The sequence below is a fragment of the Saccharospirillum sp. genome, assembly GCF_040881935.1.
In the GTDB taxonomy this organism is placed as follows: Bacteria; Pseudomonadota; Gammaproteobacteria; order Pseudomonadales; family Natronospirillaceae; genus Saccharospirillum.
The window spans coordinates 19,853-34,659 of record NZ_JBBECH010000030.1 but is presented as its reverse complement, the minus strand read 5'-3'; the positions used below and the strand labels follow the sequence as shown (position 1 = coordinate 34,659).

Sequence of the window (14,807 nt, the reverse complement as noted above, 5' to 3'; positions counted from 1 at the left end):
CAACATAAACCGACGTCATTTAGTGTTTCGCGTCTCTTCATGTCCTACGTCAGTCCATGTCCCACGTTTTTTATGCTTCAAACGTAGAATGCAAATTAAAATACGCCCCGCGCCTGGCCAGCAACTCATCATGCGTACCGCTCTCAATCACGCGCCCTTCTTCCAGCACGTGAATCAGATCCGCATTCATCACGGTGCTTAACCGGTGGGCAATCACCAGGGTGGTTTTGCGCTTGGCGAGGTCTTCGAGGGTTTCCTGAATCAGTTTTTCGGTGCGGGTGTCCAGCGCCGAGGTGGCTTCATCGAGCAGCAGAATCGGTGCATCCCGCAGCAGCGCCCGGGCAATGGCAACGCGCTGGCGCTGGCCGCCCGATAAGTTCGTGCCGCGTGGCCCGGCCAGCGTATCCAGCCCGGCCTCCAACTGACGGGTGTATTCATCGACCAGCGCTTCTTTGGCAGCTTTATCAACACTGGCCATGTCGGCATCCAGCCGGCCCAGTAGAATATTCTGTTTTATGCTTTCATCGAACAACGCTGAATCCTGACTGACCACTGCAAACAATTGCCGCAGCTCGATCAGGTCCAACTGGTTAATCGGCACATCGCCAAGCCGGATCGCGCCCGATTGCGGGTCTACCAGCCGGGTTAACAGGTTGAACAGTGTGGTTTTACCGGCCCCTGAAGCCCCCACCAAGGCCGTCATTTTCCCGGCCGGAGCCTTCAGGCTTAAATCGTGCAATACGGATTTATCCGCATAGCCGAAATTGAGGTGATCCATCACGATATCCAGTTGCCCAACGTTCGCGGGCACCGGTAAAGGGTTGAGCGGCGTCACTATTTTCGGTTCCAGATCCAGTACGCTGAAAATCCGTTCCAGGCTGGCGCTGGCCGCCTGAAACGCGCCGCTGATATTGCTCAGCCGGCGCAATGGGTCAAAAATCAGTGCCATGGCGGTAAAAAAACTCATGAACTGGCCGATGGTCTTTTCGCCCTCGATGATCTGATGCCCACCGTAAATCACCACCGCCACAAAGCCAAAACCAGCGACCAGATCAATCATCGCCGGCATCGCGGCCTTACCGATTTCCGAGCGCCGCTGAAACTTGAAAAATCGCTCGGTTTCTTTCTGAAAACGTCCGTCTTCGTGGGCCTCCAAATTGTTCTGCTTAATCGCATTAATGCCGTGAAAAATCTCATCCAACCGCATCGACAGCAGCGACGATACTTCCCGCGAGCTGCGCGTGGTTTTCAGAATTAACCGACGCAGCAAGGCGATGGGAAATGACAACAACGGCAGGCCAAACAGCGCAAACAGTGTCCAGCGCCAGTCGACCAGCATGGCCACGGTTAACAGGGCAATGAGTGAAATTGAATCCCGCCCCAGGTTAATTAACGCTGTGCTGGCAAAGCTCTTCAACGCCTGGGTGTCACCCCGAACGCGTTCTATCAGCCCGCCGGGTGAATGCGCACCAAAGAAACCTGAATCCAACCGGACCAAGTGGCTGAGCATGTCTTTCTGCAAGCCGGTTACCACGCGCAACCCCACGGTAACGGTAATCACCCTTTGGCCAAAACCACCGAGTGCCCGTGCGGTGAACACGATGAAAATCGCCAGGGCGATCCAGACCACCTGGTCCGCATTGCCCTGCACGAATACCTGGTCGAACATTGGCTGCACCAGATAGCTAAGCAACCCGAGCGCACTCCCCTCAATCACCACCAGTACGGCGGCGACCAGTAACACGCCGATGTGACTGCGCAAATAATCGCGCCACAAGCGTTTTACCAACTCCAGGCGAGGGGTATCCTGGTGTTTTTCCAAATCAAATTCATTCACGTCTTAGCACCTTGTCGACCACCCAACTGGAAAAACCGGTCGGTTTAAACTGTTGTTCCAGCTGCACCGGATCGTACACCTCGTTAACCCACTGGTGAAAGACAATGGGGGTTTGCTCACAATAGCGCTCATAGTCACAAAAGAACTCATGCAACAGGCCGGTTTTTGCACCTTTAAAGTGTAAGTAGCGCCAGGAAAGCTGGGCTTTGGCATCCTCAATTGTGCCCTGCCCGGTCACCAGCAAATACACCCCGGCGGCAAACCCCGACCGATCCGCGCCCGATTTACAGTGAAACAACACCGGCGTCTTAATGCTTTGCATCAGCTCTATAAGCTCGTTCACACGCTTGGGACGAGGAGCCCCCCGGGACGACATACGAAAAGAAATGAGCTCGACACCCGCTTTTTCAGCCGCTTCGACCTCAAACAGCGACGCCCCAATATTCCCCAACCCGCGCAGACTGATGATCGTCTGAATGCCGCGCTGCGCCAACCGGTGAACCTGCCTGGCCGTGGGTTGATTGCCCCGCCAGGCGTCGGGTGCAAAGGGCTCCGGCCGATTCCACAATGGCCTTAGCAAGCCGTGATCGATCACCATCGCATCCAGCCAGGCCAGGCACCGAACCAGAGGCCGGTCGAAATGCGCCGCCCAATAGCGCCGCCACTGTTTAAGCTGGTTTTGCACCCGAGATTCAGCCATTACGGTCACCCTGTAGGCGCTGACGCATCGTCGCCACAAAGGCGTGTTTGCGACGCCGGTTTACCCAGCCAACCAGACTTTGGGTTGGTATCCAGGTGCGCTCGCCGAGCCCGTCGATCAGCACAAAGCGCTCATCCGGCTGGCCGGAATTTTTAAGCACTATGTTCTCCTGATTCAGGTCACCTATCATCAGGCGGGTATCGAGCAGCGCTTGCAGCATCTTGTCGAGCTTGGCATGGCGCTCGGACGTCATGGCGCCTTGGCGCCGTAACCGAAGCAACGAAGGCGCCAGGTTACCTTCTGCATCCCGTGCGGCCGAGACCAGCAAGCCCAGGCCAATATCGGTCTCGACCACACCATACACCGGCTCGATATACGGCTGAATCTCAGGGTAACAAGGCCCGTTGGGCCCAAGATATCGGGATTCCACAAACTGCTTCAATTCGCGCAGTATGCCCGTGGTGTATAAAAAGTGATCTTTGCGGCGTACAAGCCAGCCTTTCAGGCCCGTCTGCGGTGAGGAATCGAACCGCCGCATGTGCACTTTTATCAGCACATCAGGTGTATCCGGGTGTTCGTACACCCAGCGGGTCTTGCTGTTCAGCAAGGGCTCGCGACTGGCCAGAGTGACTCGTTCAAGCGTCATAGACTGGTTCCCGCCGGGCCGCGACGAAAAATATCGTCCGGCTTACCAATTCGCTGGTCGAGCCAGGTGAAGAAGTCTGTGCGTAAGGCATCATCCATGGTCTCCAGGCTTTGAAAACACGCGTAAAGAATGGACGGGTCTGATTCGATGGTCGATAGAAGCTCTTTAAAGCGGGGTTGCTGATAATCGGCCGGTTTGAAGCGCAGCGTTTTAAAGCGGTTGTCCACCCTGGCCTGCCCGTTCTTAAGCGCCAGATGATTCACCAGGGCGTCAGCCAGAAACTGGGATTCATCCCGCAGCGGAAAGCCGATATTGTGCGCCAGTTGCTGCGGGTGCTCACGCATGTAATTCGCCATTACCGACTTCAGCAACGGGTGCGGCTTATGCGGCACCTTGAAATACCGGTACCGAAAACCTGCCAGCCTGGCCGAATAGGCTTGAGCAAGATGGTTGCCGGGCCGTTTATCCGGTGCGTTGGAAGTCAGGCCTGTTAAACCGCGCAACACAACACCCGGGCGCTGGGGCATCCATTGGCCGGTCAGAACCGCTTGGCCTTTCTGGAAAAAACAGCGGGGTTCCACGGGCCTTACCAGCATGAAATCGTCATTCAGAAAGACAAAATGCTCGGCAAGCCCGGGTATATTCCAAAACAGCGATTTTATAGACCGAATGTTAAAAGTAGGCAGATTGTTCTCATACCCTTTAAACAGCTCAGTGTGATCTACGCTGCTAACCTTTTCAGCCCAGCCATTTTGCAGTAACTGCGGCATGAATGTGGGCGCCTGATCATCCGAAATAATGTGTATTCGGCGCAACCAGGGCGCGAATTTCAGCAGAGAAGCGATACAGTAAGCAAACTCGCCGGTTTCACGATAGCGATTGGCACTGGCTATTTTCGGCCGGTGCCCAATGGATTCAAGATAGGCATTGAGCTTGGCACGGTGAGCAGGGTCTTCTCCGTTTACCCAGGTCACGACGGCATCGATAGATCCACCATCAGCTATTTGCTGCTTATTCTCCACCGTTTGCTCCAGGCAACACCCAGCGGCGACCCATCTCGAAATCGAACTCCGTTGGGTTAAATTTCCCTCGGCCTCTCACCGGGTAGTTGGTTAACTCACCCAAGTAGAAATGATCGCCAAGCACGTAATAGTCGACTCTGATGAAATCAAGTTTCTTCGAAAGTGCCCGTGCTATCTCCAGCATTTTCTCCAGTTGTTGGGGGGCTGGTGAATAATCATCTTGTGGTCTGCGCCAGTCAACTTTCAGTTTATTCCAACTTGAATCGTACAAAGTTGAGGTGAAATTGTTGAACCGGCTTTTATCCACCTTGATGAAAGCGCATTCGCCGTGAATCATGCAGAATTTATAATCTGATGGAATACTTCCCGATTGCTCTAACAATAATTGCTCAACCATTATTTTTCTATCGATGTGGGAATAGGCCCATTCGTGATTTCTAATTCCATAGGGCGCCTTTAGCCAAGTATTCGCTTCTTTGATGAATGCCTGAAAATCAAACTTGCTCTTATCAAAAACAAGCAAATTATTCCCGGATCCATGATTTGATTTCACTACGAACTGATCTGGTAAAACAGAAATGTCCAGATCTTCCGGTTTATCAGCGACCGCTAGAAGGGGAATGAGTATGGAGTTGGCTTCGGCCTCGCCCAATACCTCACGGACATAATCACGAACCCGATACTTGTCTGCAATAACGGGTACCAGAGGATCGCGATCGTAAATCTTCTTCCAACAAATTTTTTCATTGAACGAAGTCGGTTCTTTCAGGTTCAAGGGGTAGCCATGTGCCTTATAAAAACGCTTTCGCTCACGCGGAAACCCCAACAGCCGGTCAAGGCCGGCGACAAGCTGTTCTTCCCAGGTTCGTAACGTCCACTTCATAGTTTCATTCCTCGCCCGGGCTATTCACGCCGCAGTATTCGATCGACCAGCCAGTTACTGCCCGGCCTGGATTTGAACTGTTTAATCATTGCGGCCCGATCATAATCCGTATGCAGCCAGTCCAGAAACGACACACCTGTTGCCTGAAAAGCGGCTTCATAGGCTTCAATAAAATAATCCATCATACCGGTGGAAGCGCTTTTAATATGAAGAAAGCGCAGCGACAGCTGAGCTTTAGCCTCAGCAACCGGGTACCCCAGGTGAAGGAGATAGAGCGCCGAGACCAGGCCCGCTCGATCTGCACCTGATTTACAATGAATCAACACGGATTTCGGCACTTCTTCGAACAAACGCAGTAAAGTTTCCACCTGTTCCACCGTAGGTGGCCGTCGCGAACTGAGTTTCAGGCTGAAGAACTGCAGGCCGAATATACCGGTATGATATTGCGCCAGGTGAAAACCACCGCTGCGACCTTCACCACGCAGATTGATCACAGAACCAAAGCCGCGCCGCGCCAGCGCCTTCAAACGCCAGGGCGTAGGCTGGTTCGATCGCCAAAAGCCCGGGGCCACTTCATAGGGGCGGTTGACCGGCGCCCGCAGCATGCCAAGGTCTAAAACCAGCAAATCGAGCCAGGCGGCTAGGCGCGCCGTGCGCAGGTGCATCCGGCCCGGCCATAGCCCGCGCCAGCGCGCTATCAGGGAAGTCTTGCCGGTTTTCTTGGCTGGCATTAAGTTCTGGGTATCCGGTTAAATTCAAACGGGCGTATGGTACTCAAACCGGCTCGCCATTCCCACCTTTGATTTTTGCCTGAACCGGCCTTCTCGGTTATGCTACGCGGCCTTTTCAGACCCGCTGCCCAGTCCATTCCGAATGATTCAGACACCTCACTACACCGATGTTGCCACCCTTGCCCTGCCCGGTTACGAAGGCGAGGTGCTGGAACAGTATTCGACCGATGCCGGGCAACGCTGGCTAGCTAGGCTGCAACACCAGCTACAAAGCAGCGAGGCCGACCTGCTTTACCTTCAGCGCAACCGCGTTTACCGGCTCGACGACCCGTTAAACCCGGCTACCGAGGCCCTGTGCATCAAAGCCTTCAAACAGCCTGATGCGCTGCGCGGTGCCATTTACCGGCGAATCGGTACCAAGGCAGCCCGGGCCCATGCCTACAGCCGCCACCTCTATGCGCAGGGCGCCGACGTGGCCGAGCCGATTGGCTATATTGAAAAGTGGCAAGACAAGCAATTGGTCGAAAGCTATCTGATCACCCGTTACATTGCCGACTCGACCGATCTTTATTCCGAGATGACCTACCTGCTGCGCGAGCGCCCCAATGCGGAAGACTTCATCCGCCTGCTGCGCTTCAGTGCCGAAGCGATTCGCACCATGCACGACAGCGGCTTTATACACGGCGACCTGGGCCCGCAAAACATCCTGATGCGCCGTACCGGCCCGGCCGACTGGGCCCAGCCCGCCTTTATTGACCTGAACCGGGGGAAGATGCAGCCCAACCCCACACTGCGCCAACGCGCCCGGGACATGGAGCGCATGAAGATTCCCTCCCACTTCCGGCGCATCTTTTTTCATCTTTACTTTGAAGATAACGGTATACCGGCCGAGTTCCAACGCTGGGCCGAGCGCTACCACAACCGTTTTCTGCTGCACCAACGCAGCCGCAAATGGCGCCACCCGGTGCGCACAGTGAAACGCTGGCTAAGCACCACCCCGGCGGAACAACGCAAGGCGGTGTCTACCGGACAGCCCTCACCACGCGACGCCTGGCTATGGGATGGCAAATCGGCCCAACCTTCCGTTATGTTGCAGGTAAAAGACCGCAAACAGCAGCGCAATAAAGCCGACCTGTGGCGCACCCTGGCCAGCAACCTGCGCCTGGCGCTACCCGTTTACCGTCGGTACAAAGTGCTTAAAGCCAGTGCGTTTCAGTCTCCGGTTGCCATGGCCAACCGACTGGGCGTATGCCTAGAGGTAGACGACAGCTTCGAACAACAACTGACACAATTGGAACAAACACCCGCTTTACCGGTGTTTGTAAGGATGTATTTTCATCTGGGGGCAGACCACCTGGCCCGCTGCAGCGATGCGATTCGCCGGCTGGCCGAAGCCGGCCATGAAGTCTCGATCGGGCTTGTCCAGTCCCGCCAGGCTGTCCTTCAACCCGAGCGGTGGCAGGCCTTCATGAGCGATGCACTGGCCGCTGTGCACCCACACATTTATTGTGTGGAAGTTGGCCATGCCGTAAACCGCGTGAAATGGGGGTTCTGGAACCTGGAGGAAATGAATTCGATCTGGCAGGGTGTTGCCGACTTGAAAGCTCAATACCCAGACCTGACTTTCCTGGGCCCGGCGGTCAACGACTTCGAATTCCAGTACTACCCGCCCCTGCTCGATGCCGTGGGTAAATCGGTCGATGCGCTATCCAACCACCTCTACGTAGACCGTCGCGGAGCGCCAGAGAACGCCCAGTCCGGCTTTGCAACCCTCGAAAAGTGTCTGCTGGCCAAAGCCATGGCCGACCAATACGGAAAACAGGGCTTCTACATCACCGAAATCAACTGGCCACTGCAAAATACCGGCGAATATTCCCCACTGGCCGGTGCCTACCAGCCCAAAGGCCAACCAGAAAGCAAACTGCACATCAGCGAGCAAGACAGCGCCGCTTACATGATTCGCTACGCGCTCATTGCCCTGTGTTCCGGCGCCACAGAACGCATTTGGTGGTGGCGTCTGGCCCACCCTGGCTTTGGCTTAATTGATGACCTGAACGGCTGGCGCGAACGCCCGGGCTGGCCTGCCCTGGTGCATTTTCACAGCTTAATGGCGGGCGAGACCTTCCGCGGCAGGGAAGAGAAAGACGGCATTACCTATTGGCATTTCGATGAGGTGAGCCTGGCGTATTCACTCAGTGGTAGCCAGTTAACACTGGATTCAAACACCGAACGAGCCACCGACCTGACCGGCCAACCCCTGGCCGTAAATACCGGCGACAGAATAACCCTGACCGGTAGCCCGGTTTATCTGCATAAACCTTCAGCCTGAATTAGAAGAGACGCGGAACATCAACGGACGCAACACAGCAAAAGACGCGGAACACTGACTAACGCAAAACAGTCAGTGACGCAAAACACGAAAAGACGCCCAAAACGTCAGTTCCTGTCCTACGTCAGTTAATGTCTCACGTCTTTCACTGTCCTACGTCTTTCAAAATCCCAAACTCCGTCCAAACCAGCTTGTTATCCCGCACGTTCTTGCGAATGGCATTGTTTTTCGCCCAGGTTTCCGGGTTTTCGTAACCGCGTTTGTGGTCCAGGTGCAGCGTAATCACCGAATAACGGGCCTGAATGCCCTTTATGCCGCAGTTCATCATCCGCTCGCCCATTTCACGGTCCAACCCACCGTATTGCATGCGCTCGTCGAACCCGTTTACCGCCACCATGTCGGCTTTCCATCCCGAGCTGTTGCCGCCGTTCCAGGTGGCACCAGTGGGTGTCAGCCGGTTAAGCCAGTTGGCAAGCCTGGGCCCTGCGGTCAGTTTCATGCGTTTGTGATCGCGAGTTTGGCCAAGCCGAGCCAGGGTTTCAAACTGGAAGGCGGTACCATTGGCCACCATAACCTCGGTGATGGCATCACTTACCGGCATCGTTAACCGGTATAGCCCACCCGACACAAAGTGGCCTGGTCTTGCAGCGGCTTTGTGGTTGGCAATGTAATCACCGCGGGGGATGCAATCCCCATCGGTAAAGGCTAGGTAGTCGCACGGGGTTTCAACGATGGCCTTATTCAGAATCACGGTTTTACGAAAACCGTCGTCTTCATGCCACACATGGCGAATGTTCAGCCGCCCCCGGTCTTTAAAACGCTCGATCACACCGGCGGTTTCCTGGCCAGAGCCATCGTCCGCGATAATCAGCTCGAAATCCGGGTCTGACTGCGCCTCATAGCCCCACATCACCTTTTCAAGCCAGCGGGGCGAGTTATAGGTCGTTACCACAACGCCCATTTTCATACTGAAACTCCAAAATTCGTGTAAACAGGCGGTATCTTAACGGCATGCTCTATAAAAGCATATGTGATGCAAAATGACGTGGAACACTGACTGACGGAACATAGGTCCTTCCATGTCCCGCGTTTTTTAAATCAATGCTCTTGAAAGACATCAGCCAACGAGTCTGCGTCCAGAATACGTTCAGCCCAGAGCTCCAATTGCTGCTGATTGGCGGCTTCAAGCCGATTTAGAACCTGTGAGCTCAATGGACCAAATCTACGTTGTAATTGACGGTGAAGGACAGCTCTTTCACCCTGAGCCATGCCTTGAGCCATACCCTGCTCCATGCCTTGAGCCCTGCCCTGCTCCATACCTTCGGCCTTTAGCCGTTCTGTCAGGCTTGCCATGGTTTGGTCCTCCTGCGGATACTCCGCTTTGTATTGCGCCTGTTCATTATCGTCCAGGGCAGAATAGATGTCGATGAAGTCCAGATACTTCAGTTGTTTTTCAGGATCAGGTTCCAGTGTAACCAGACCCTGCACCGCTTTGGCATACATTTTCAGCTTTTGGCCTGCTGACCAGTGCATCAAACTGAGACATAACCGGGCACATTCGCCTTTTACTGTATATTCATACAGCACCATAGCGAGCCCGCAGAACCGAGTCAAACAACCACCTCACCCGTAGGAGGCCATATATGGTCTTCTCCCCCGCCCATTGGGCTCCGCGCCCTAACCGGCTCTACGTCTTTCTATGTTTCACGTCTTTCTATGTTTCACGTCTTTCTATGTACTGCGTCAGTCAATGTATTGCGCCAGTTAGTGCTCCGCGTCTTTCGGATGCCCTTCACCCCAACGCCACACTTGGATACACTGAGAAGCACTCACCGAATGAACCCGACGTAACCATGAAGCTCAAAGAATACCCTGTTTCTGCCTGGCACTCCCTAAAGCTCTGGCTAACCCCACCCGCCAGCCTGGAAGCGAAAAGCGAAGGGAGAGAAGTTCCTGTCATTGTCTCTTTTACCTCAATCCCTTCACGCCTGCCCATATTGCACCTGACAGTACGCAGCCTGCTGCGGCAAACGGTTCGCCCGGAAAAAATCGTGCTCTGGCTACACCACGACCTGAAGCCCAAGGTGCCAAAACGCCTAAGCAGCCTGCAAAGCGACCTGTTCGAAATACGTTACGCCGACCAGACCTGCGCGCACCGCAAGCTGGTGCACGCCCTGGCGGCCTTCCCCGGTAAAACCATCATCACCTGCGACGATGACCTGCTCTACCAGCCCGACTGGCTAAGTAACCTGTACCAAGAACACCAGAACCACCCAGGCGATATCATCGCCCACGAATGCCGGCGCATTCAGTACGACGAAGCAGGCAACACCCTACCCTATTCCCAATGGCGGGCAGAGCAACCGGGTACCAGCCACCCGGATACTCTGGCCATAGGCTTTGGCGGCACCCTATACCCACCGGGGGTACTGCATCGCAATACCACCCAGACAGAGCTCTACCTGTACCTGGCCCCCCGCGCCGATGACCTATGGTTCAAAGCCATGAGCTTCTTAAATGGCACTCAGGTTCGGCGAACAGTCAACGCCCCCAAACGGCCGATCCCGATCATCCGCTCCCAGGCAGAAGCCCTGGGGCACACTAACATCAAGCGAGATCAGAACCGGACTCAGTGGAACGCCATTCGAAACCATTACGGGTTGTTTGAAGAGACGCGGAACAAGGAGGGACGTGGAACAGGAAGTGACGTGGAACAATAAAGGACGCAAAACACCAAAAGACGCACAACCCGCCAAAACGTCTGTTCATGTTTCGCGCCCCTTCATGTCCTGTGTTAGACCGTGTATTGCGTCTTCCCAAGCGAGCGCTCAGGCATGGCAGGTCAAGGTGAAAAAAGTCACAATCCCGTGCTAGTATCCACCAATTAAATCAACTACTTAGTGATTACCTATGCCCGCGGCCAACCAACAATTATCCCCGTTCGACATTAACCGCTGGTTTCCATCCGAATTCAACCGGGGCCCCAACTGGCTGATCTGGATAGGGCTGCTGGCCAGCTTCACGGCGGTATTCATCAAACTCTGGACTCCGACCAGCATTAACCGTATTCCCGAGGCGCTATACACCCTGCCTTTCTTTTACGCCCTGGCCGTTAACTTTGCCTGGTTGAAGCGAGACCGCATCATCCAGCTATTTGGGCTGGCGATAGTGTTACCTATCGTTTTTTACGGCATCAACTACCTGCGCGACCCTATTCTGGCCGCCGAATACGAGAGCCTCGATAAGCTGGTAAAACTGTTCTTCTTCGTTCCCATTGCCTGGTGGCTGGGCGGGAACCGCAGAACACTGCTTATATTCCTGGCCATAGCCTTTATGGGCCTGCTGGTAGCCCTTCCCGTTAACAGCGACCTTCAGGAGCAATGGAGCCGTATACAACGAAGCATCAGAGTCGACTACGGCATAATGAACGCGCAGCATGTCGCTCAGTTTTTCGGTATTGCCCTGATTGGTTTTCTGGCCCTGGGTGCCTATAGCTGGCACATAGAGAAAAAGAACCGGAAAGTTATTCTGTTCAGCCTAACGGCCATAGGGGCGCTATTGGCGGCGTTCATTGTGTTAACCACACAAACACGCGCGGCAGTTTTAGCGTTGCTTGTGTGCACTGCCATTGCAGCCATAACGGTTGGTGTTCGGCTAGTTCGGGAACGCAGACATTGGCACTACAAAGCCGGTTTCGCAGCTATGATAGTGCTGGCACTGGTAATAGCACTGCCCTTCTCTACCGTAATAACTAAGCGGTTGCAGGCGGAACAACCCACCATCAACGCCATTATGGAAGGCGACTGGGCGAATATTCCGGCCTCTAACCTGGGGGTGAGAGTCAATACCGCCCTTGCGGCATTTGACTGGATAGTGGAACGGCCCTTAATAGGCTGGGGGGGGGACGTAAACGGCCCTGTCATAGAAACGTCAGACCGGTTAACTGATTCAATAAAGAACAACTTTGGCCATTTTCATAACACAGCCATTGAGTTCACCCTGGCATACGGTTTACTGGGACTAGCCCTGCTGTTAGCACTCTATATTACCCTGGCCAAAAACGCTTATGAGATGACCAGAACCAACACGGCTACCGCACCTATAGGGCTGTTCACCCTATATACACTGGTGTTCATGGCCATAATCAACCAGTTCGAGTCCTTTCTATTCTTCTACAGCGGCGTATTTGCCAACTCAGTCGCCTTCGCACCCATCTATTCGATAATGCTGGCAAAGCGACTGACGCAACACAAGAAGTGACGTAGAACACTAACAGACGCGACACAAAAAAGACGCAAAACACGAAAAGACGCCCAAACCGGCAGTCAATGTTTTACGTCACTTAATGTCTCGCGTCAGTTCATGTTTCACGTCTTTCCATGTCCCACGTCCGTTCACGTTCTACGTCATTCAATGAAAAGAGGTTTTCCCTTCAACCGGCGCTTTCTCCCCCACCCCACTCAACAAATCCACCAGTGGTGAGTTGGGTTTAAACCCCTTAACGGCTTTTTCCAGTATGTCCCGGGCGCTCAGGGCATCTTGCTGGCCTTCTGCGGCTGATAACGCCTCCAGGAAGGCGTGCAACTCGGCTTTGGGCAACAGCTCTTCATTGGCCCGCATGATTTTCGGGTGGTCGGTGCCCGATACGGCTTCGCCGATCAGTAATTCTTCGTAAAGCTTTTCGCCGGGACGCAGGCCTGAGAATTCTATTTCGATGTCCCCTTCTGGCTGTTCTTCCGTCTTAACTTCAAAGCCGCTGAGCTCGATCATTCTTCTGGCCAGGTCGACAATTTTGACCGGTTTGCCCATATCCAACACAAACACATCCCCGCCCTGCCCCATGGCACCGGCCTGCACCACCAGAGAGGCAGCTTCGGGAATGGTCATAAAGAAGCGGGTGATATCCGGGTGGGTGACTGTGACTGGGCCGCCACGGCGTATCTGTTCCCGAAACAACGGCACCACAGAACCAGACGAGCCAAGCACATTACCAAACCGAACCATCGAAAACAGGGTATCGGACTCTACCGCCAGGTGTTGCACCACCATCTCTGCCAAGCGCTTGGTAGCGCCCATCACATTGGTGGGCCGAACGGCTTTATCGGTAGAAATAAGCACAAAGTGCCCGGCACCGGCCTCTTTAGCGGCCTCGGCCACTACCTTGGTGCCTATAACGTTATTACGAATTCCTTCAAACACATTGTGCTCCACCAGGGGCACATGCTTATAGGCCGCCGCATGGTAGACAGTGTTTACCTTATAACGCTCAAACACCTCTTTAATGCGGTGCGCATTGCAGACCGAGCCAAGCAGGGGCACTAGCTGAACGCCATGGAAGAGCACGTGTTCATTGCGTTTCAGCTCACTCTCGATTTGGTACAAACCAAACTCGCTTTGTTCAAACAGCACAAGAGTAGTAGGCCCGGCTTTTACCACCTGCCGACACAACTCCGAGCCAATAGAGCCACCGGCACCAGTTACCAACACAACTTTTTCGTGAATACAGGCATTAAACAGCGCGGCATTCGCAGGCACCGGGTCCCGCCCCAGCAGATCCTCCAGCTCGACTTCCTGCAGCTGGTCCACGCTTGCCTTGCCCGATACGATATCCGGCATGGAGGGCGTTGTTTGCACGTGAATCGAGAAGGGCTCCAACTGGTCCAGAATGGCCTTGCGCTGCTTTTTGGTGGCGTTGGGCACAGCCAGCAGAACCCGCTTGATGCCAAACTGACTGATCAGGGTTTCAAGCTCGTTCGGATTATAGACGACCATGCCCTGAACACTGAGCCTCCACAGGGCCGGGTTACTATCCAGAAAGGCAACGGGAATGAACTCTCTCCCATTTTGCAAAGCCGACCCCAGTTGGGCCCCGGCACTGCCTGCCCCAAAAATAACGACGGGTTCTTTGTTGGTGTAATGCCGGGACAGCCACTGGTAAAACGACCGAACCAGAATGCGGCTGCCGCCGACCAGCGTAAACAATACCAGGCCAAAAATAATAGGGATGGAGCGTGGAAAGCCCGTATACCGGGCAACAAAAGCCAGTGACCACAAAATAAGTGCCAGAACCACCGAACCTTTCACAATAGCCAAGAAGGCTTGCCCACCCATAAAGCGGACAATGGCTCTATAGAGACCCAGGCGAGCGAACACAAAGATACCGATGAGTACTATTAGAGGGAACAACCACCAGAACCGTTCAATGTAGAACTGAGGCCACCACTGGCCAAGCCGCAGTGCCCAGGCTGCCCAAAGGGCAACCGGGATCATCACTACATCTGCAGCAACCATGATCCACTTCTTGTGCGAGCGGCGCAGGCTTACCATGCGCCTTTGAAGTTTTCGTCTCATCCATGTATCCCTTTACCCGATCCGCACCCTATCTTTCTGTGCCCTGAATAGCCCCGGAGTACAGCATTGATTAATTTAGCCTGCGCCTGTTCATTATCGTCTAGGGCGGAATAGATGTCGATGAAGTCCAGATACCCGATGAGGGTCGGTTTCTTCTTCCAACACGAACAGCAGTGCTTCACGCTGTCCGTTGGGCCACTCCACTATCAACGGTACATCCAGCTCGGAAAAACACGGAAGGAAAAACGGAAAGATTTTTGGTTATAAAGCGTCCTTTTCTTTATCTTTTTTCCGTGTTCTTCTGTGGT

12 protein-coding genes are annotated in these 14,807 nt (G+C 54.2%); 3 read left to right on the top strand and 9 right to left on the bottom strand.

Annotation, left to right across the window (positions count from 1 at the left end; genetic code table 11):
* Nucleotides 1-70: 70 nt before the first annotated feature.
* Genes WEB54_RS04570 through WEB54_RS04545 form a run of 6 tightly spaced genes read right to left on the bottom strand, consistent with a single transcriptional unit; the run spans nucleotide 71 to nucleotide 5,819 of the window.
* On the bottom strand, nucleotides 71-1,837 hold the full coding sequence (locus WEB54_RS04570; protein ID WP_368053688.1) for an ABC transporter ATP-binding protein: 1,767 nt from the start codon (nucleotides 1,835-1,837) through the stop codon (nucleotides 71-73).
* Nucleotides 1,830-2,537, bottom strand: a complete 708-nt coding sequence (locus WEB54_RS04565) for a tyrosine-protein phosphatase (protein ID WP_368053686.1) — start codon at nucleotides 2,535-2,537, stop codon at nucleotides 1,830-1,832. Before WEB54_RS04565 ends, WEB54_RS04570 begins: the two co-directional genes overlap by 8 nt.
* The gene (locus tag WEB54_RS04560) at nucleotides 2,530-3,183 is read right to left on the bottom strand and encodes a YrbL family protein (protein WP_368053684.1); all 654 of its coding nucleotides are present in this window, start codon (nucleotides 3,181-3,183) and stop codon (nucleotides 2,530-2,532) included. Before WEB54_RS04560 ends, WEB54_RS04565 begins: the two co-directional genes overlap by 8 nt.
* Nucleotides 3,180-4,205 carry a stealth family protein gene (locus WEB54_RS04555; protein ID WP_368053682.1) on the bottom strand — a complete coding sequence of 342 codons (1,026 nt, stop codon included), beginning with the start codon at nucleotides 4,203-4,205 and terminating at the stop codon, nucleotides 3,180-3,182. The genes WEB54_RS04560 and WEB54_RS04555 overlap by 4 nt, the downstream gene beginning before the upstream one ends.
* Nucleotides 4,195-5,088: an ATP-grasp fold amidoligase family protein gene (locus WEB54_RS04550; RefSeq protein WP_368053680.1), complete on the bottom strand. Its 894-nt coding sequence runs from the start codon at nucleotides 5,086-5,088 to the stop codon at nucleotides 4,195-4,197. Before WEB54_RS04550 ends, WEB54_RS04555 begins: the two co-directional genes overlap by 11 nt.
* Nucleotides 5,089-5,108: 20 nt before the next feature.
* On the bottom strand, nucleotides 5,109-5,819 hold the full coding sequence (locus WEB54_RS04545; protein WP_368053678.1) for a sulfur transferase domain-containing protein: 711 nt from the start codon (nucleotides 5,817-5,819) through the stop codon (nucleotides 5,109-5,111).
* A 142-nt stretch (nucleotides 5,820-5,961) separates the two neighbouring features.
* On the opposite strand from WEB54_RS04545, the gene WEB54_RS04540 reads away from it, so the two are divergent.
* Entirely contained in the window at nucleotides 5,962-8,148 is a 2,187-nt protein-coding gene (locus tag WEB54_RS04540) for a lipopolysaccharide kinase InaA family protein (RefSeq protein ID WP_368053676.1), read from the top strand.
* A gap of 145 nt (nucleotides 8,149-8,293) precedes the next feature.
* On the opposite strand, the gene WEB54_RS04535 is transcribed toward WEB54_RS04540, so the two are convergent.
* Together WEB54_RS04535 and WEB54_RS04530 are read right to left on the bottom strand one after the other, a co-directional pair.
* Nucleotides 8,294-9,115, bottom strand: a complete 822-nt coding sequence (locus WEB54_RS04535; RefSeq protein ID WP_368053674.1) for a glycosyltransferase family 2 protein — start codon at nucleotides 9,113-9,115, stop codon at nucleotides 8,294-8,296.
* Between the two features lie 131 nt (nucleotides 9,116-9,246).
* Nucleotides 9,247-9,738 carry a DUF4351 domain-containing protein gene (locus WEB54_RS04530; RefSeq protein ID WP_368053672.1) on the bottom strand — a complete coding sequence of 164 codons (492 nt, stop codon included), beginning with the start codon at nucleotides 9,736-9,738 and terminating at the stop codon, nucleotides 9,247-9,249.
* Nucleotides 9,739-10,001: 263 nt separating this feature from the next.
* Between WEB54_RS04530 and WEB54_RS04525 the strand changes: the two genes are divergently transcribed.
* A complete protein-coding gene (locus WEB54_RS04525) occupies nucleotides 10,002-10,868 on the top strand; it encodes a glycosyltransferase (protein WP_368053670.1) in 867 nt (288 codons plus the stop codon).
* Nucleotides 10,869-11,058: 190 nt separating this feature from the next.
* Complete coding sequence (locus WEB54_RS04520) at nucleotides 11,059-12,408, top strand: O-antigen ligase family protein (protein WP_368053668.1); 1,350 nt, start codon at nucleotides 11,059-11,061, stop codon at nucleotides 12,406-12,408.
* 150 nt (nucleotides 12,409-12,558) lie between these two features.
* Here WEB54_RS04520 and WEB54_RS04515 read toward each other — a convergent pair whose 3' ends face one another.
* Nucleotides 12,559-14,499 (bottom strand): polysaccharide biosynthesis protein, encoded by a 1,941-nt coding sequence (locus tag WEB54_RS04515; RefSeq protein ID WP_368053666.1) that lies wholly within the window; start codon nucleotides 14,497-14,499, stop codon nucleotides 12,559-12,561.
* Between the last annotated feature and the right edge of the window lie 308 nt (nucleotides 14,500-14,807).